This is a genomic window from Acutalibacter sp., assembly GCF_056800975.1.
On record NZ_JBQISV010000001.1, the window covers coordinates 1 to 18,018 of the forward strand.

Consider the following 18,018-nt stretch of genomic DNA (forward strand, 5'->3'; position numbering starts at 1 on the left):
CTCAAGTACTTGAAGTAGCCCTCGCTGTCTTTGTCGACTGAGGCTTTATCCTCAACTGTGTAGTAGCTCTCAGGATAAGCAATTTGATCCACAGAGACCCAATTGTAGCATTTCTCTGTGGTGTGCTCATGCCCTTCGGTTTCATCAAGTCCACAATCATACCCCATAATGACTTTATAGCAGTTGTCGTCATGGGCGTGACCTTCGGATTCTCCTTGCTCGCAGGTAAGGTTGGAGACTGTCTCTGAGGTATAGCAGTTAGCATCGTGGGTGTGCTCCTCAGATTCGTCCAACCCGCAGGCGAGGTTGGAGATTGTCTCTTCGGTATAGCAGCTGTCTCCGTGGGTATGGCCCTCGGTCTCCTTGCTTATACAGAGAAGTTCCCTATCAACCTCGATCTCACCACAAGTCTCAGCGTCATGGTGATGGGCATCTGTTTTGAGCTGCTCACAGGTGAGCGCAAAGTACTGGTAGCAGGCATTGTCGTGCGTGTGCTCATCAAGGTCACACACTATTTTGTTGGTGTTCACCATGGTGGTCTCTGCCGCCGCGCTCATAACCATACTGAAGCACATGGTCAGGGCCAGCAGCAGGGCCAGGGCGCGCCTGCCAAATTTGTTTGTAGAATTTTTCATTTCATTACCTCTCTTTGCTCGTTTGTCGGATGCAAAGTATCCGGCGGCTGGGCTGCCATAGCGCGCGGTGCTTTCCGCGGCCTTAGGCCCCTTGCTTTGCGTACCGCCCTTTCAGGCGGGCTGCGTCGTCTTCCAGCAGCCGGGCTAACCTAGCCTTGCCGGACAAGGCCTTAGTTCCCTTGGCTTTGCGTCCTACCGTTTCCGATAGTTTGCCAACCGCCTGGCCGTGTCTCCCCGCTGCCGCCGGCGGTTGCGCCAACGGGCTGCTGCCACGGCGGGGGCTCATTTCTTATAGCAATCCCTCCTATCATCCGGGCTTTGTGAACCTGTCTCCCCTCAACCCAAACCGGGCGGTGGAAGACAAATCCTATCTTTCCTATATTATACAGCACGAGGCTATAAATTGCAAGCCTGTAATAGAAATAAAATATAGCGGGTGCCAGGGCCCAAAAGGGCGCGCCCGGCAGGCAGATTGGCCCCAAGCGGCTCTTGCGCGTCTCTCAGGAAGCTGGTATAATATCCCTATCACACAGAACAGGAGAGAGGCCCCATGAGCAAAGCCCCTATCGCAAAAACCAAAACCCGGGACATGACCACCGGCAGCATTACCGCTGGCCTGTGGCTGTTCGCGGTTCCCCTTATGCTGGGCAATGTGCTGCAGCAGCTGTATAATCTGGTGGACACCTGGGTAGTGGGCCGCTATATTGGAGACAACGCCCTGGCGGCGGTGGGCTCATCTTACACGCTGCTCACCTTTCTCACCTCGGTGGTCATCGGGCTGTCTCTGGGCACCGGGGCTTATCTCTCCATTGCTTTTGGCCGGGGGGACAAGCCGGCCATCCGCAAGGGAATTTACCTTTCCGGGGTGTTTATCGGCGGGCTGACCCTGGCGGTGATGGCCCTGTTTTACCTTCTGCTGAACCCTATCATTGCCCTGCTTCAGACCCCGAAGGAGCTGGCCGGGGACATGCGGACCTATCTGTTCTGGGTGTTCCCGGGCTTTTTTGCCACCTTTCTCTACAATTACTTTGCCAATGTGCTGCGGGGCATGGGCAACTCCTCGGCCCCGCTGGGTTTTCTGGCGGCAGCTGTGGCGCTGAACGTGGGCCTGGACCTGTTTTTTGTCATCACCCTGGATATGGGGATTCAAGGGGCGGCGGTAGCCACGGTGATTGCCCAGTATGTCTCTTGCGGGGGCATCTGTCTTTATTATCTGCTGGCCTGCCCCGAATACCGGGTCGCCCGCCGGGACATGGGCTGGGACCCGGCGGCTTTCCGGCAGATTCTCAGCCTTTCAGGGCTCACCTGCCTGCAGCAGTCCATGATGAATTTCGGCATTCTGCTGGTGCAGGGCATTGTCAACAGCTTTGGCGCCACTGTAATGGCGGCTTTTGCCGTGGCGGTGAAAATTGACACCATTGCCTACATGCCTGTGCAGGACTTTGGCAACGCTTTCTCTGTGTTTGTGGCCCAGAACTACGGGGCGGGCAAAGGGGAGCGCATCCGGGCGGGCATCCGTCAGGGGGCGTTGAGCGTGGCGGTGTTCTGCGCCCTGGTGAGCGGGCTGGTGTGCCTGCTGGCCCCGGCGCTTATGGGCGTTTTTGTGGACAGGGCCAGCGGGGAGGTTATCCGGGTAGGGGTGGAGTACCTGCGGATTGAGGGGGCCTGCTACATTGGCATTGGCCTGCTGTTCATGCTGTACGGCTATTACCGGGCAGTAGAGAAGCCCATGCTGTCTGTGGTGCTGACAGTGATCTCTCTGGGGACCCGGGTGGCCCTGGCAGCGGTGTTGTCCGGCTGGGTGGGACCGGTGGGCATCTGGGCAGCCATCCCCATTGGCTGGGCCCTGGCGGACGCCTATGGGATCTGGTATCATTACCGGAGGGAGGCCCGGGCGGCTGGCTGACCGGAAAGGGGCAGGCGGGTAGGGCTTGCGTCCCCCCGCCCGCCGTGGTATAATGTGCTCTGACAAGTCCTGAAGGCGCGGACTTTTCCCAACAGACTTTTACGCTGTCATGTCCATAGGCGGACATGAGGAGCTTTACGCTATAACAGAAAGAATCGAAATCACAGGAGTTGACCCGATGATCCTCAAATCCCTGGAGCTGCAAGGCTTTAAGACCTTTCCCGACAAGACCACCCTCACCTTTCAGCGGGGTGTCACCGCCGTGGTGGGGCCCAATGGCAGCGGCAAAAGCAATATCAGCGACGCCATGCGCTGGGTGCTGGGCGAGCAGTCTCTGCGCACCCTGCGCTGCGCCAAAATGGAGGACGTGATTTTTGGCGGCACGCCTCAGCGCAAGGCCCTGGGCTTTGCAGAGGTCAGCTTGACCATTGACAATACGGACCGGGCCCTGCCCTTTGACAACGACCAGGTGGCGGTCACCCGGCGGTACTATCGTTCGGGCGAGAGCGAATACCTTATCAACAAAAGCACGGTCCGCCTGCGGGACATCAACGAGCTTTTGATGGACACCGGCCTGGGCCGGGACGGGTATTCCATCATCGGCCAGGGCAAGATTGACAGCATTGTGGCCGCCCGCAGCGAGGACCGCCGGGAAATTTTTGAGGAGGCCGCAGGCATCTCCCGCTACCGCTACCGCAAGGAGGAGGCCCAGAAGCGGCTGGGAAAGGCAGAGGAGAACCTGGTGCGCCTGCGGGACATTCTCTCTGAGCTGGAAAGCCGGGTGGGCCCCTTGAAGGAGCAGGCGGAAAAGGCCCAGAAGTTTATTGAGTATGACGGGGAGAAGAAGGGGTTGGAGATCGGCATCTGGCTGGCCGGGCTGGACCGGGCCGCGGAGGCCCTGCGGGAGCACCAGGAGAAGCTGGGCATTGCCAACGCCTGCCGCCAGGAGATTGAGGAGGAGATTGCCCGGCTCTCCCGCCGCACAGAGGAGAACTTCCGGGAGACCGGCGGCTGCACCGCTCGGATGGACCAGCTGCGGGACGAGGCCGCTGCCCTGGACGAACAGGCCCTGCGGGCTGAAGGGGAGATCGGGCTTTTGCAAAGCGAGCTGGCCCACAGCCGCCAGGACCAGGAAAGGCTGCGGGCTCAGGCAGAGTCCGCCCGCCAGTCCGGGCAGGGAGCCCAGCAGGAGATGGAGGAGAAGCGTCAGGAGCTGGCCCGGCAGGAGCAGCGCATTGCCGCCAGCCGGGAGAGGCTCAGCAGCTACACCGCCCGTTTGGAGGAGCTGCGCCGGGACGCGGACCAGGCCACCCGTCAGTTGGAGGAGGCCGCGGCCCAGCTGGCAGGGGTCAACGCCAGCCTTTCAGAGGAGAGGGTGCGCATGAGCTCCCTCCAGTCCTCCACCGTGGAGGTCACCCGCCGGGCCCAGGCAGTGGAGGAGAGCGCCCGCCAGAACCGTGAGCGGCAGTCTGCCGCCCAGGAGGAATGCCAGGAGCTGACCGAAATGCTGGACAGCCTGCAAAGGGACATTGCCGCAAAGGAGAACGCGGTCAAGGGCTGGCAGATGCGCTTGGACAGCCGGAAGAGCCGGGTGCAGTCTGCCCGGGAGGCTTTGGACCGGCTGACCCTGGATGCCAACGAGCAGCTGCGCCGGGCCAGATTGTTGGAGGACCTGGAACGGAACCTGGAGGGCTTTGGCCAGAGCGTGAAGGCTGTGATGAAGGAGGCCGGGCGGGGGCTGCTGCGGGGCATTTGCGGGCCGGTGACCCGGCTCATCACCGTGCCCGGGGAGTACGCCGTGGCCCTGGAAACCGCCCTGGGCGCGGCCATGCAGAACATCGTCACGGAGACCGACGGCGACGCCAAGGCCGCTATTCGTTTTCTGCAGAGCCGGGACCAGGGCCGGGCCACCTTTTTGCCCCTGACCACGGTAAAGGGCCGCACCTTGGACAGCCGGGATCTGCGGGAGCTGGAGAGTATGCCGGGCTATGTGGGCGCGGCCTCGGAGCTGTGCGGCTGCGAGGACAAGTACCGGGGGGTGCGGGACTCGCTGCTGGGCCGGGTGGCTGTGGCCGAGGACCTGGACAGCGCCGTGGCGATTGCCAAGCGTACAGGCTACCGCTTTCGGGTGGTGAGCCTGGACGGCCAGGTGGTCAACGCCGGGGGCTCTTTGACCGGCGGCTCCCGGGTAAAGAACTCCGGCCTGCTCAGCCGGGCCGGAGAGATTGCCCGGGTGCGGGAAAAAGCCGCGGGCCTGCAGGCCAAGGCGGATGAGGCCAAGCAGGCCTGGCAGGAGGCCGGCCGGGAGCTGGCTGCCTGCGAGGGCTCTTTGGGGGCGGCTCAGGGAGAGCTGTTCTCCGCCCAGGAGGAGCGAGCCCGGGTGGCGGCCGTGCTGGCCCAGGCCCAGCGGGAGCTGGCAGGGGCTGTCCAGACCGGCCAGGAGCTGGAGCAGGAGCGCGCTGCCGCCCGGAACCGGCTGACAGAGCTGGCCGGAGAGGAGGGCCTCTGCCGGGAGAGCATTGCCCGGTGGGAGAGAGAGGTCTCAGACTGGCAGCAAAAGAGCCTGAGCCTCACCGGCAGCCGCCAGGAGCAGCTGGACCGGGTGGACGAGATTGGAGAGACCATCCAGGCCCTGCGCATGGAGGAGTTTTCCGCCCAGAAGGACCGGGACGCTCTCAGTGAAAGCCTGGCCGGCTTGGAGGCCCGTCAGCGGGACGCAAAGGGCGAGCAGGAGCGGCTGGCGGCGGAAATTGTTCGGTTGGAGGAGAACGCCCTTCAGCTGGAAGAGCAGACCCAGGCCCACAGACAGAGAAAAGAGGAGCTGCGGGCCGAAGCCCAGCAAAAACGCCGGCAGGCGGAGGACGCCGCCCAACGCCGGGAACAGCTGGAAAAGGAGGCCGCTCAGCTGCGGGCGGACGAACGGGAGGCCGCCTCCCGCCGGGAGGACGCGGGCCGGGAGCTGGCCCGTCTCCAGGAGCGTTCGGACAATTTGCAGAAGGAGTACGATGGACTGATCAACCGGCTGTGGGAGGAGTATGAGCTCACCCGCCGGGAGGCCCAGGAGATCGCCGTGGAGATTGACGACCTGCCCGGGGCCCAGCGGCGGCTGGCGGAGCTGAAAAACAGCATCAAGGCCCTGGGCGCGGTGAACGTGGGGGCTGTGGTGGAGTACCAGGAGGTGTCCCAGCGGTACGAGTTCCTCAGCAAGCAGGTGGGGGACGCGGAGAAGGCCAAGGCCGAGCTGCTGGCCCTCATCGACCAGCTCACCGGCCAGATGAAGGAGCTGTTTACCGAGCGTTTTGCCCTGATCAACGAGAACTTCGGCCGCATCTTCCGGGAGCTGTTCGGGGGCGGCGGGGCTGAGCTGAGCTTTACCGACCCCAGCGATGTGCTCACCTCGGGCATTGAGATCAAGGTGCACCCCCCGGGCAAGATCGTCACCCACATCGAAAGCCTCTCCGGCGGCGAGAAGGCCCTGGTGGCCATCTCCATCTACTTCGCCATTATGCGGGTGAACCCGCCGCCCTTCTGTGTGCTGGACGAGATCGAGGCCGCCCTGGACGACGTGAACGTGGCCCGGTTCGCCCAGTACCTGCGGCGCATGGCGTCAAAGAGCCAGTTCATTGCCATCACCCACCGCCGGGGCACCATGGAGGGCAGCGACATGCTCTATGGCGTCACCATGCAGGACCAGGGCATCTCAAAGCTGCTGGCCATGAAGATGGAGGAGGCCGCGGAGTTCAGCGGGGTCACCTAAAAGGGGCTTACAGGGCGCATAAAGAAAACTCGGAAATAAAAACCATATCAGGAGGCATATATTATGGAACGTTTTCAGAAATTGTATAGTCAGGGCAAGATTAGCATCACAGAGATTTGGGTAGACACCGTAACAGGAGTAAACTACGTTTATCACAAAAACGGCTACGCGGGAGGCCTCACCCCGCTGCTTGACAAGGATGGAAAGCCGGTAACATCGCCGGCCGAGCCCCACCCAGCCGGTTAACAGAGGGCCCAACGGTATTGGGTAGAGCGGGGGGCATCTTCAGAACAAAGCACAAAAATAAAAACTATATCAGGAGGCAGATATTATGGAACGTTTTCAAAAATTGTATAGTCAGGGCAAGATTAGCATCACAGAGATTTGGGTAGACACCGTAACAGGAGTAAACTACGTTTATCACAAAAACGGCTACGCGGGAGGCCTCACCCCGCTGCTTGACAAGGATGGAAAGCCGGTAACATCACCGGCCGAGCCCCACCCAGCCGGTTAACAGAGGGCCCAACAGCATCCGGCAGATGTGGAGAGCCGCTTGGCGCGAACCGATTCGCAAAAGGGATTGTAGACGAGGAGGAACCCAGCATGGGACTGTTTGAGAAAATACGCCAGGGCCTGAAAAAGACCCGGGAGAGCATCAGCGGGCAGATCAGCCTGATGGTGAACTCCTTTACCAAAATTGACGAGGAGCTGTTTGAGGAGCTGGAGGAGCTGCTGGTTATGGGCGACGTGGGCATGGACACCGCGGAGTTCATCACCGGGGAGCTGCGGCGGCACATCAAGGAGAAGGGCATCACAGACCCGGGGCTGATTATGGGCGAGCTGCAGGGCATTGTCACAGGGCTTTTGCAGGGAGACTGCGCCCTGCATATTGGCTCCCAGCCCTCAATCGTGCTGGTCATTGGGGTCAACGGCGTGGGCAAGACCACTGCCATTGGCAAAATGGCGGCTATGCTCAAGGCCCAGGGCAAATCGGTGATTCTGGGCGCGGCGGACACCTTCCGGGCCGCTGCTATTGAACAGCTGGAGGTGTGGGCCCAGCGGGCGGAGGTGCCCATGATCAAGCACGGCGAGGGGGCGGACCCGGCTGCGGTGGTGTTCGACACCATTGCGGCGGCCAAGGCCCGGCACTGCGACGTGATCATCTGCGACACGGCAGGGCGGCTGCACAACAAGAAGAATCTGATGGACGAGCTGTCGAAAATCTCCCGGGTTATTGACCGGGAGCTGCCTGGCTGCGACCGGGAGAATCTGCTGGTGCTGGACGCGTCCACAGGCCAGAACGGGGTCAACCAGGCCAGAGAGTTCATGAGCGCGGCCAGCATCACAGGCATTGTGCTCACCAAGCTGGACGGCACCCCCAAGGGGGGCGTGGTGCTGCCCATTAAGCGGGAGCTGGGCCTGCCGGTGAAGTTTGTAGGGGTGGGGGAGCAGATTGACGACCTGCAGCCCTTTGAGCCCGCTGCCTTTGCCGCCGCGCTGTTCAACATGGAGGAGGCGAAAGCAGAGCCCCAGGAGGAGCGGCAGACGCCCCAGGAGGCCCCTGCCTCCGCCCCGGCAGTACCGGCTCTGTTCACCGCCGCCCCCGCCGCCCCTGCTTCAGAGGAGGCGGAGGGCCCTCAGGAGAGTCCGGAGGACCGGCACCAGCGCTTCCGGCGGTTTGCCGAGGAGCTGATGGGCCGGCTGGACCAGGGCGGGAGCGTTCAGGAGCTGCTGCCTGAGCTGCTCCGCTGGCGGGACGACCGGGAGCTGGACCGGGACGACCAGCGGCTGGTGAGAAATCTGCTGCTTACCACCCAAAGTCAGGGGAACAAATAAAAAACAGAGGAGCGTTCTTTCATGAAATTTGTGATTGCCACCCATAATAAGGGCAAGCTGGTGGAATTCCAGCGTCTGCTGGAGCCCATGGGCATTGAGGCGGTGACCATGGACATTACGGAGGCGGAGGAGACCGGGACCACCTTTGCCGGGAACGCCTATATCAAAGCGGCGGCGGCCTGCCGGGAGACCGGCCTGCCTGCTGTGGCGGACGACTCGGGGCTGTGCGTGGACTTTCTGGACGGAGCGCCGGGCATTTACTCGGCCCGGTTTGCCCAGCCCGGCCAGCGGCGGCTGACGGTGCTGAAGAAGCTGGAGGGAGTTCCCGCCGGACAGCGGGGCGCCCACTTTGTCAGCGCGGTGTGCTGTGTGTTCCCCAATGGGGACCGGGTGGAGGCTGAGGGCAAGTGTTTTGGCAGAATTGCTCTGGAAAGCCGGGGAGAGAACGGCTTTGGCTACGACTCCATTTTTGAGCAGGACGGGGTGACCTTTGGAGAGCTGACCCCAGAGGAGAAGGACGCCCGCAGCCACCGGGGCCATGCCTTTGCCGCCTTTGAGAGAAAGCTGAAGGCCTATCTTGGCCAGGGTGAGCCCACCATTTGCGGCCTGGACTGCGCCCGGTGCCCGGGCCGGAGCGGCTGTCCTGGCTGCGGAGAGCTGGAAAAGAACTGCGTCATTGCCCAATGCGCCCAAAAGGGAGGCTGCGGCAAATGCCAGCCCTTTGGCGCGCCCTGCGGGCTGAAGGCCCAGCTCATCCGGGAGTTCAACGCCCTGGGCATTGAGGACATGGAGGAGGTCACAGACCTGAACGCGCTGTTGGGCTCATACATCAACCTGGAATACGCCCTGCCCGGCGGGCAGAAGACCAAGCTGTGGGAGGACAACCGGGTCTACCTGGGCAACCAGCTGTGCAAGGGGGACAGCGACCGCTGCTATGGGCTCACCGCTGACGAGAACTACCTGATGGTGGCTGAATACGGCGAAAACGGCGCAGACCCGGAGATCGTGGCGTTCCAGCGGCGGAGAAAATAACCGGCGTCCTGGCTTTTGTGGCAGACCGGTTGATTCTGCGCCCCCTGACTGAGCGGGCTTCCCGGCTGTGAAGGAAAGATTCAGCCATGAAAGGGCAAATGCCTTTCCGGCCCAAGCCCCCTTAAAGAGTCTGAAGGAAGCGGGACGCTTTGTTCAGGAGAAGTGGCTGCACTACTGTCACCTACGACAGCAATGGCGTCCCGAGAATCTATCCCTGCTGTATCGGCGGAGCCTGAACGGGAGCCGTGGGGCCTGTCAGGGGTATGCGGACAGGGCCCCGGCGCCCTTTGAGGAACAAGCTAAGCAGATAATTTGATTGAGAAATGAGGGACTTATATTGACCAGTAAGCAGCGGGCGTATCTGCGCTCACTTGCCGTGAATTTAGACACCATCCTGTATGTAGGCAAGGCCGGACTGGGCCCGGAGGTCTATAAGCAGGCCGACGAGGCTCTGGAAAAGCGGGAGCTCATCAAGGGCCGCATCCTCCCCGACACCTGCCCCGAGACCCCCCGGGACGCCGCCGAGGCCATTGCCGGGGCCACCCGCAGCCAGGTGGTGCAGGTCATCGGCACCCGGTTTGTGCTGTACCGTCCCCGGAGGAAGGACCCGAAAATCATCCTCCCCCGGCCATGAGGACAGCGGTATACGGCGGCAGCTTCAATCCCATTCACCGGGGGCATGTGCACATTCTGGGGGAGTTTATGGAGCGTCTGGCTCTGGACCGGGCGCTGCTGGTGCCTGCGGGAGTGCCCCCCCACAAGCAGGCCCCGGACCTGGCCCCGGGGGAGCACCGGGCGGCTATGTGCCGTCTGGCGGCAAAGGCCCTGCCCGGCCGGCAGGTGGAGGTGAGCGCCGTGGAGCTGGACCGCCCCGGCCAAAGCTTTACCTCTGACACCCTGGCCCGGCTGAACGAGCTTTATCCTGGCGACCAGCTCTTTTTGCTGATGGGGGAGGACATGTTTCTGACAGTGGACCGGTGGCATGAGGCAGGGGAAATCCTCCGCCGGGCCGTGCTGTGCGCGGCCCCCCGCAGCCCCCAGGGCCTGGAACGCCTGAAAGAAAAGGCCCGCCGCCTAGAGGCCTTGGGGGCCCGGTGCGCGGTGGAGAGCATCCCCTTCTGGGATATCTCCTCCACCCAGGTGCGGGAGCTGGCCCGGCAGGGGGCGGAGCTTTCCGCCCTGGTGCCCGAGGGCGTGGCGGAGTATATCCGCCAACATGAAATATATGGGAGGCGGCAGCCATGACCTTTGAGGAATATGAAGCGGAAGTAAAAAAGCATTTGACGGAAAAGCGGTTTTACCACAGCCAATGCGTGGCCCGGTGCGCGGCCCGGCTGGCGGAAAAATACGGCGCGGATGTAGAAAAGGCCAGGCTTGCGGGCATTCTTCACGACATTATGAAGGACACGCCCCCAGAGGAGCAGTTGAAAATCATCGAGAAATATGGTATCATGCTCACAGAGGCCGAGCGGCGCAATGTCAAGCTGTGGCACGCGGTGTCGGGCGCGGCGTATATTGAGCATGTGCTGGGGGTGGAAGACCGGGAGGTCATTGAGGCCGTGGCCTGCCACACCGGCGGCAAGGCGGGCATGACTTTGCTGGACAAGGTGCTGTTTGCGGCGGACTATATCTCCGACGACCGGGACTACCCTGGAGTGGAGGAGCTGCGCCTCCTCAGCGGGAGCAGCCTGGAAGAAGTGATGGTGGAGGGCATCGCCTTTACCATACCCGAGCGCATGGAGCAGCGGCTCACCCTAGAGCCCCGGTCGATCGAGGCCTATAACGAAGCGCTTTGGACCCTGGAAGCGAGAAAGGAACAGAAGCTATGAGTTCATATGAGTTGGCAAGACAGACGGCCCGGCTGCTGGACAGCAAAAAGGCCGAGAATATCAGTGTGATAAAAATTGACGCTATTTCCAGTCTGGCGGACTATTTCGTCATCGCCACAGGCCGGGGGAGCACCCATGTGCGCTCCCTTTCGGACGAGCTGGAGGAAAAGCTGAAGGAGCAGGGCACGACCCCTGCCCGCATTGAGGGCTACCGCTCTGACAGCTGGATTTTGCTGGACTACGCCAATGTGGTAGTGCACATCTTCACCCAGGAGGCCCGGGACTTCTATGATTTGGACAGGCTTTGGGTGGACGGCACAAAGGTGAAGTGGCAGGAGGACTGAGCCCATGCGCACCAAGAAGCAGGCGGAGCTGGTTGAGGCCTACCTGGCCCGAATAGAGCCGGAGCTGGCCCAGGTCTATCGAGAGCTGATTCTTCACCTGTCCGGCCTGGGGTATGGCCCCAAAAAGCAGCGGGAGAATATTGTGTTCGCCTGCCCCATGCACAGAAAGCAGATTGCCAAAATGGGCTTTGATAAAAGAGGCAAGCCCTTTTTTGGCCTGCGCTTTTCCGCCTGTCGGGGATACTCCCCCCGGTTTGAGAAGATTGTGGCGGATGTGGTAAGCGGCAAGGGGTATCGGGAAGCGCGATGTATCGCCAACGGAGAGGATTTCTGCAAGGGTACTCCCTCTGAGAGGGTGTATGTCTATGAGATGCCGGACGGGGAGAAGCGGTATCACTGCGGCGCGAAAGCCCTGGCGATTCCTGGCCTTTGCCCAGCGGACCTGCCGGAGGTAAAGGCTCTGATGGAGGAGGAGCACCGGTTTTTGATGAAGTATGAGGCGGAGGCCTCAGTCTGAAAGGATGACGGGAGCAATGGAGGATCAAGTGCAGGTCAGGCGTCTGGCCCCTGGCCAGCCCCTTTGGCAGGCCCTGGCGGAATATGCCGCCGCCTGCCCCTGGGAGGCCGGCCCCCATCTGGCCCGGATGATGCAGGAGGGGGCTTTTGCCGCCTGGGAGGCGGTTTTCGCCGCCCTGGCCGGTGGGTCTGTGGTGGGCTTCTGCACCCTGATGGAAAAGGACTACTACCCAGAGAACCGCTATTCTCCCTGGATCAGCACGGTTTTTGTGGACGAGGCCTTTCGGGGCCGGGGCGTCTGCGGGCTGCTGGTGGAGGGCGCGGTGGAGTATGCCCGGGAGCAGGGCTTCCGGCGGGTGTATATCCCCTCGGAGCATACAGGACTGTATGAGAGGTACGGCTTTGCCAAAATTGACGAGCTGGAAAATTACGGCGGGGATGTGGACAGCATATTCGCCAGAGATATTTTGGCAGAGGAGGGCTGTCCCATGGAGGGGACAGTGGTTTATCATGTGGTCACCGAGCGGCCCATGAGGCCGGGCCAGCGCATTTTGTTTGACCAGGACCACCATAACGGGGTCTACGCCCGGGTGATGGACAAGCGGGAGCTGGTGGAGAAAATCTACGCAGACCCCGCGGCCTATGCGGGCGCGGACCTGGACCACCACACCAAAGTGGCCCTGCGGGAGCTGGCCATGGAGGAGGTGCGCCAAAGGCGGTTTCCCCAGTATCCCTCCCGGATGGCCTGCTTGTTCGTGTCAGAAACCCTGGGGGAGGCGGAGGACTGGGCGGCGTTTTTTGCCAACGACTGCCGCAGGCCCACCTACCACATTGTCAGACTGCGGGTGCATGGCAGGCTCTTTGCCGGAGACGCCTGCAACTGCTTTGACGGCGCCCCGGACAAAGAGGAAAACCTGCGGCTGGCGGAGAACTACTGGCGGAATGGCCCCAACGGAGAGGGCAGGCCCATCAAGGAGCTGCTGGCGGCTGGGGACATTCTGGTGGAGGAGATCGTGCGGGAGATCAACAAGAATATTTAGGGCTCGTTTGAAAAATCGAAAACCCCGTCTTTTTGCCTCAAAGCAGTCGCTTTCTGCGTCGAAAATCCTCGTCAATCGCGAGATTGACTTGCGGTTTTTTCCTTGAAATCGCCTCCTTTGGATCAAAAATCCGGCATTTTCTCTATTTTCAAACAAGCCCTAGACAGCTGAGAGGATTTCACTATGGAGAAAAAAGAAATGTACAAAAGGTCTGGAAGTTCCGGTATGGGATTTGTCTCAACCTTAACGCTGATTTTCATTGTACTGAAGCTGACGGGAGCGCTCTCCTGGCCCTGGCTCTGGGTGCTCAGCCCGGTTTGGCTCTCCCTTTCTCTCATGGCTTTCGCTTTCTGCTTTATTCTTGTGGGAGGAAGAATTGTCAAAGGAAAATGGTGATGGAAGGAAACACAAAATTTTAGCCGCAGAGGCAGCGTTCCTTCCCCCTCCATTTCCGGCTTGACAAACTCCGCCGGGTAGTGTATAATCGTAAAAACAATATGGAAAGACTGTGACGGGAAGAAGGCGCTGTAGCCGCTTTTCAGAGAGCCTGCGGGTGGTGCGAGCAGGCAGGAGGCGCAGCGCGTATACTGGTCCCTGAGTCTCCCTGCCCAAAGGCGCGGCTTTGCCCGGCGTTCAGTAGGCTTGGGACGTGTGGCGGCGTTATGCGCCAGCCTTGTTGGAGGCTATGAGGGGATATGCGTGAGCATATCCCGAAATCACGGGTGGTACCGCGAAAATTTTTGAATTTTTCGCCCCGGATGCTTTGGAAGCGTCCGGGGTTTTTCTTCTGCCGCCCGGCTCTGCTCCCGCAGAGCTGAAATCCATAGGAAAGGATGATAACAATGAAGTACGACCACAGGGCCACAGAGCCCAAATGGCAAAAGGCCTGGGAGGAGGCCGGGGTCTTCCACGCAGAGGACAAGTCGGAAAAGCCCAAGTTCTACGCGCTCATCGAGTTCCCCTACCCCTCGGGGCAGGGGCTGCATGTGGGCCATCCCCGGCCCTACACCGCTTTGGATGTGGTGGCCCGGAAGCGTCGGATGCAGGGCTATAACGTTCTCTACCCCATTGGTTGGGACGCCTTTGGCCTTCCCGCCGAGAACTACGCCATCAAAAACCACGTCCACCCCGAGGGCATTACCCGGCGGAACATTGCCAATTTTACCCGGCAGATCAAGGCCCTGGGCATTTCCTTTGACTGGAGCCGGGAGGTGTGCACCATTGACCCGGACTACTACAAGTGGACCCAGTGGATTTTTTTGCAGCTCTACAAGCACGGACTGGCCTACAAAAAGGAAATGAACGTGAACTGGTGTACCAGCTGCAAGTGTGTGCTGGCCAACGAGGAAGTGGTCAACGGCGTGTGCGAGCGCTGCGGCAGCGAGGTGGTGCACAAGGATAAGTCCCAGTGGATGCTGAAGATCACCGAGTATGCCCAGCGGCTCATTGACGACCTGGACACGGTAGACTATCCGGACCGGGTGAAGGCCCAGCAGAAGAATTGGATCGGCCGCTCCACGGGCGCGGAGGTGGATTTTGCCACCTCCGCCGGGGACCAGCTCACCATCTACACCACCCGGCCCGACACCCTGTATGGGGCCACCTATATGGTCATCTCCCCCGAGCACCCCTATATTGAGAAGTGGGCGGACCAGCTTGCCAATATAGAGGCGGTGCGGGAGTATCAGGCCCAGGCGGCCAGAAAGTCGGACTTTGAGCGCACGGAGATGCAAAAAGACAAAACCGGCGTCCGGCTGGAAGGGGTCACTGCCGTCAACCCGGTTACGGGGAAGGAGATTCCTATTTTCATCAGCGACTATGTGCTGGTGAGCTACGGCACCGGGGCCATTATGGCCGTGCCTGCCCACGACAGCCGGGACTGGGACTTTGCCAAGAAATTCCAGCTGCCCATCATTGAGGTGGTTCAGGGCGGAAATGTCCAGGAGGCGGCATTTACCGACTGCGACACCGGGGTGATGGTGAACTCCGGCATTCTGGACGGCCTCTCGGTGGAGGAGGCTAAGAAGCGCATCACGGAATACCTGGAGGAGCAGGGCATTGGCCATGCCAAAGTAAACTATAAGCTGCGGGACTGGGTGTTCTCCCGCCAGCGGTACTGGGGCGAGCCCATTCCCATGGTGTACTGCGAGAAGTGCGGCTGGCAGCCCATTCCGGAGAGCGAGCTGCCCCTGCGGCTCCCTCAGGTGGACTCTTATGAGCCCACCGACACCGGGGAGTCCCCCCTGGCCCACATGACCGATTGGGTAAACGCCAGCTGCCCCTGCTGCGGCGGGCCCGCCAAGCGGGAGACTGACACCATGCCTCAGTGGGCTGGGTCCTCCTGGTACTTTTTGCGGTATATGGACCCTCACAACCCCAACGCTCTGGCCAGCAAGGAGGCTTTGGACTACTGGTCGCCCATTGACTGGTATAACGGCGGCATGGAGCACACCACCCTGCACCTGCTGTACAGCAGGTTCTGGCACAAGTTTTTGTATGATATCGGCGTAGTGCCCACAGCCGAGCCCTATGGCAAACGCACCAGCCACGGCATGATTCTGGGCTTTAACCCCCACAATTTCCAAAACCTGCCCGAGGAGGAGCAGAAGCGGCTGGTTGAGGAGTTTGGCAGCGAGAAAAAGGCTCAGGAGGCCCTGGCGGAGAAGTACGGCGAAATGGCCAACCACCCCATTGTCAAAATGAGCAAGTCCCTCAATAATGTCATCAACCCCGACGACATTGTAGAGGAGTATGGCGCTGACACCATGCGTCTTTACGAGATGTTTGTGGGCGACTTTGAGAAGGCCGCCCCTTGGAGCACCGCCGGAGTGAAGGGCTGCCGCCGGCTGATTGACCGCTATTGGAGCCTGCGGGAGGAGCTGGTGGACAGCGACGAGCTGCGGCCTCAGTTGGAGACCGCCTTCCACCGGACCATCAAAAAGGTGAGCGAGGACACGGAGACCCTGAAGTTCAACACCGCCATTGCGGCGCTGATGGCCCTGATGAATGAGCTGACTGCCCAGAACGGCATTACCCGGGGCGAGCTGCGTGTTTTTACCCTGCTGCTGAACCCCTTTGCCCCCCATGTCACCGAGGAGGTGTGGGCGGAGTGCGGCCTGGGCGAAGGGCTGGCCTGCCAGCAGCCCTGGCCCAGGTACGACGAGGCCAAGACCAAGGAGAGCACCATTGAGATTGTAGTGCAGGTCAAGGGCAAGGTCCGGGCCCGGCTGAATGTGCCGGCGGACATCACCAAGGAGGAGGCCATTGCCGCGGCCAAGGCAGAGGATAAGATTGCCGGAGAAATTGCCGGGAAGACGCTGGTTAAGGAGATTTACGTCCCTGGCAAGCTGGTCAATCTGGTGACAAAGTAGGGGAAAGATAAGAAAACGTTAAGTTGACAAGCCGCCGGACCGGGTGTATCATAAAGAAAAGGAGACAGGAGGCGCTTTTTATGCAGATTAACCCCGTGAGAAACACCATCAACCATGAATTGACCGCTCAGCAGACCCAACAGGCCCAGCAGGCCCGGGAAGCCAGCCGCTCCCCTCAGGAGAAGCCCGTGGAGCAGGGGGCAAAGGGGGAATTCTATCAGGCCCCGGACCAGTATACCCCCCAAAAGCCGGAGGGCGCTCCCGGTCTCTACGAAATAGAGGCCAGCCAGGAGGGGCCGCGGGTGAGCTTCGCCCCGCCAAAGGAGGCTCCCGGGAGCCAGAAGGAGCAGGGAAGGCCAGCGGAGGTCACTACCACGGACACGGACCAGGTGGACCGGGAGATTGAGGCCGCCCGGAAAAAGGTGGAGGACCTGCGAGGCCGGGCGGACCAGGTCCAGGGCCCGGAGAAGGAACGCTTGGAACGGCTGCTGAAGCGGGCCGAAAGCGAGCTGGAACGCAAGGACAACGACAGCTACCGCAGGCAGCACGCGAAGATCCGCTGAGGCATACGGGTCGCTTTTGCGCTCTGGTCCAGAGGAGGAGCGCGATTTTTGAACCGCATAGGCTGCAAAATAAAAACGCCGGGGCATGGGACGCTCCGGCGTTTCGCTATTTAGGGCAGTTTCCGGCCTGCGCCGCCCGAAAGCAGGCTACCAGGGCTTTTTCCTCCTCCCGCAGGTTGCCAATGTGAGAGAGGTCCGGCTCAACCCGCTTGGGCACCCGGCGGCGGGCGGATTCCAGGCCGGCGAAGTCCTCGGGGTGGAGAAAGGCCTCAGCTGGCAGAGAGAACACACTGGCCAGGGTCAGCAGGGCGGGGATGTCCGGCGCCGTTTTCCCGGTCTCATAGTAGGTGTAGGCAGAGCGGGTGATGCCCAGGGCTTCGGCTACCGCCCTTTGAGAAAAACCGCAGGCCAGCCGCACGCTGCGCAGCATTTCCCGCAGAGCTTTGTAGTAGTCTGACATGATTTGCTCCTTTTTAAAGGTTTATTGTCCTTATAACATATATTATAACATATCATTTGTTGGCTCTCAAGCATAAAATATGTTTGAGAGGTGATGAATTATGGAAGAACTGGTAATCAAAGCAAAAAGAAGCAAAGGAGAGGATGGCTACCGGGTATTTTCGGTGCGCATCAGGGAAGATTTGGTGCGGCAGCTGGATGCCATTGCGGCAGAAACGCGCCGCAGCCGTAACGAGCTGGTTGGTATGCTTGTGGAATATTCCCTGCAGCACTACAAGGTAGAGCCATCGGAAGGAGGTGAGAGAGCAGGATAGGGCTTGTTTGAAAATAGAGGAAATGACAGATTTTTGACCAGAAGCGGTCAGCTTCAAGGAGAAAACCGCAAGGAATACTTGCGTATTACGAGGATTTTCGACGCAGAAGATGACTGCTTCTGGGTAAAAAGACGGCGTTTTCGATTTTTCAAACAAGCCCTAAATACATAGAGAAAAACAAGGGTGAAGGTTCTGGGCAAGCAGCCAGGGACAAACTCATAAAATAGCATTCGCGAATCAGGGAGCCAGGAGGGGACGCTGCCGCAGGCGGCAAAGGCCCCGGGGCTCCCTGTCCGCATTTCTGGAGCTGGATGCCGGGGACGGAGATTGTTGGCCTTTTTTTGCGCGTGAGCCGTCCTTTTTGGAGCAAAAAAGGGTTGTTACAGGGACAAAAACAGACCAAGAGCCCACGATTT

The 18,018-nt window shown here is 60.5% G+C and carries 17 protein-coding genes, 1 pseudogene, 2 riboswitches and 1 other annotated feature; of the genes and pseudogenes, 16 read left to right on the forward strand and 2 right to left on the reverse strand.

What is annotated here, in order from left to right; genetic code table 11:
• On the reverse strand, positions 1–635 hold a 635-nt coding region (locus tag ACTO5E_RS00005), incomplete at its 3' end, for a hypothetical protein (RefSeq protein ID WP_482300464.1).
• A 39-nt stretch (positions 636–674) separates the two neighbouring features.
• Positions 675–759, reverse strand: a riboswitch (cyclic di-GMP riboswitch).
• 7 nt (positions 760–766) lie between these two features.
• Positions 767–859, reverse strand: a riboswitch (cyclic di-GMP riboswitch).
• A 326-nt stretch (positions 860–1,185) separates the two neighbouring features.
• Between ACTO5E_RS00005 and ACTO5E_RS00010 the strand changes: the two genes are divergently transcribed.
• From ACTO5E_RS00010 to ACTO5E_RS00080, 15 genes and pseudogenes are all read left to right on the forward strand, one after another.
• Positions 1,186–2,541 carry an MATE family efflux transporter gene (locus ACTO5E_RS00010; RefSeq protein ID WP_482300466.1) on the forward strand — a complete coding sequence of 452 codons (1,356 nt, stop codon included), beginning with the start codon at positions 1,186–1,188 and terminating at the stop codon, positions 2,539–2,541.
• Positions 2,542–2,719: 178 nt separating this feature from the next.
• Positions 2,720–6,298, forward strand: a complete 3,579-nt coding sequence (gene smc, locus ACTO5E_RS00015) for a chromosome segregation protein SMC (RefSeq protein ID WP_482300467.1) — start codon at positions 2,720–2,722, stop codon at positions 6,296–6,298.
• Between the two features lie 63 nt (positions 6,299–6,361).
• On the forward strand, positions 6,362–6,544 hold the full coding sequence (locus ACTO5E_RS00020) for a DUF6440 family protein (protein WP_482300469.1): 183 nt from the start codon (positions 6,362–6,364) through the stop codon (positions 6,542–6,544).
• Between the two features lie 85 nt (positions 6,545–6,629).
• On the forward strand, positions 6,630–6,812 hold the full coding sequence (locus ACTO5E_RS00025; protein WP_482300469.1) for a DUF6440 family protein: 183 nt from the start codon (positions 6,630–6,632) through the stop codon (positions 6,810–6,812).
• 89 nt (positions 6,813–6,901) lie between these two features.
• Positions 6,902–7,810, forward strand: a pseudogene (gene ftsY / locus ACTO5E_RS00030) (signal recognition particle-docking protein FtsY); the annotation flags it as partial.
• Between the two features lie 345 nt (positions 7,811–8,155).
• Positions 8,156–9,166, forward strand: a complete 1,011-nt coding sequence (rdgB, locus tag ACTO5E_RS00035) for an RdgB/HAM1 family non-canonical purine NTP pyrophosphatase (RefSeq protein ID WP_482300470.1) — start codon at positions 8,156–8,158, stop codon at positions 9,164–9,166.
• 334 nt (positions 9,167–9,500) lie between these two features.
• Positions 9,501–9,800 (forward strand): ribosome assembly RNA-binding protein YhbY, encoded by a 300-nt coding sequence (yhbY, locus tag ACTO5E_RS00040; RefSeq protein WP_482300583.1) that lies wholly within the window; start codon positions 9,501–9,503, stop codon positions 9,798–9,800.
• Positions 9,797–10,411 carry a nicotinate (nicotinamide) nucleotide adenylyltransferase gene (gene nadD, locus ACTO5E_RS00045; RefSeq protein WP_482300472.1) on the forward strand — a complete coding sequence of 205 codons (615 nt, stop codon included), beginning with the start codon at positions 9,797–9,799 and terminating at the stop codon, positions 10,409–10,411. Before yhbY ends, nadD begins: the two co-directional genes overlap by 4 nt.
• The gene (yqeK, locus tag ACTO5E_RS00050) at positions 10,408–10,995 is read left to right on the forward strand and encodes a bis(5'-nucleosyl)-tetraphosphatase (symmetrical) YqeK (RefSeq protein WP_482300474.1); all 588 of its coding nucleotides are present in this window, start codon (positions 10,408–10,410) and stop codon (positions 10,993–10,995) included. The genes nadD and yqeK overlap by 4 nt, the downstream gene beginning before the upstream one ends.
• Positions 10,992–11,339, forward strand: coding sequence for a ribosome silencing factor (gene rsfS / locus ACTO5E_RS00055; RefSeq protein WP_482300475.1), 348 nt, complete (start codon positions 10,992–10,994; stop codon positions 11,337–11,339). Before yqeK ends, rsfS begins: the two co-directional genes overlap by 4 nt.
• A gap of 4 nt (positions 11,340–11,343) precedes the next feature.
• Complete coding sequence (locus ACTO5E_RS00060; RefSeq protein WP_482300477.1) at positions 11,344–11,856, forward strand: hypothetical protein; 513 nt, start codon at positions 11,344–11,346, stop codon at positions 11,854–11,856.
• 16 nt (positions 11,857–11,872) lie between these two features.
• Entirely contained in the window at positions 11,873–12,895 is a 1,023-nt protein-coding gene (locus ACTO5E_RS00065) for a GNAT family N-acetyltransferase (RefSeq protein ID WP_482300478.1), read from the forward strand.
• A 183-nt stretch (positions 12,896–13,078) separates the two neighbouring features.
• Positions 13,079–13,291 (forward strand): hypothetical protein, encoded by a 213-nt coding sequence (locus tag ACTO5E_RS00070; protein ID WP_482300480.1) that lies wholly within the window; start codon positions 13,079–13,081, stop codon positions 13,289–13,291.
• A gap of 103 nt (positions 13,292–13,394) precedes the next feature.
• Positions 13,395–13,655 (forward strand) — a binding site (T-box leader).
• A gap of 82 nt (positions 13,656–13,737) precedes the next feature.
• Positions 13,738–16,266, forward strand: a complete 2,529-nt coding sequence (leuS, locus tag ACTO5E_RS00075) for a leucine--tRNA ligase (protein ID WP_482300482.1) — start codon at positions 13,738–13,740, stop codon at positions 16,264–16,266.
• An 80-nt stretch (positions 16,267–16,346) separates the two neighbouring features.
• A complete protein-coding gene (locus ACTO5E_RS00080) occupies positions 16,347–16,829 on the forward strand; it encodes a hypothetical protein (protein ID WP_482300483.1) in 483 nt (160 codons plus the stop codon).
• Positions 16,830–16,935: 106 nt separating this feature from the next.
• Here the strand turns inward: ACTO5E_RS00080 and ACTO5E_RS00085 are convergent, their stop codons facing one another.
• Positions 16,936–17,289, reverse strand: a complete 354-nt coding sequence (locus ACTO5E_RS00085; RefSeq protein ID WP_482300485.1) for a helix-turn-helix domain-containing protein — start codon at positions 17,287–17,289, stop codon at positions 16,936–16,938.
• Between the two features lie 100 nt (positions 17,290–17,389).
• On the opposite strand from ACTO5E_RS00085, the gene ACTO5E_RS00090 reads away from it, so the two are divergent.
• Positions 17,390–17,602, forward strand: coding sequence for a ribbon-helix-helix protein, CopG family (locus ACTO5E_RS00090; RefSeq protein WP_482300486.1), 213 nt, complete (start codon positions 17,390–17,392; stop codon positions 17,600–17,602).
• Positions 17,603–18,018 lie beyond the last annotated feature (416 nt).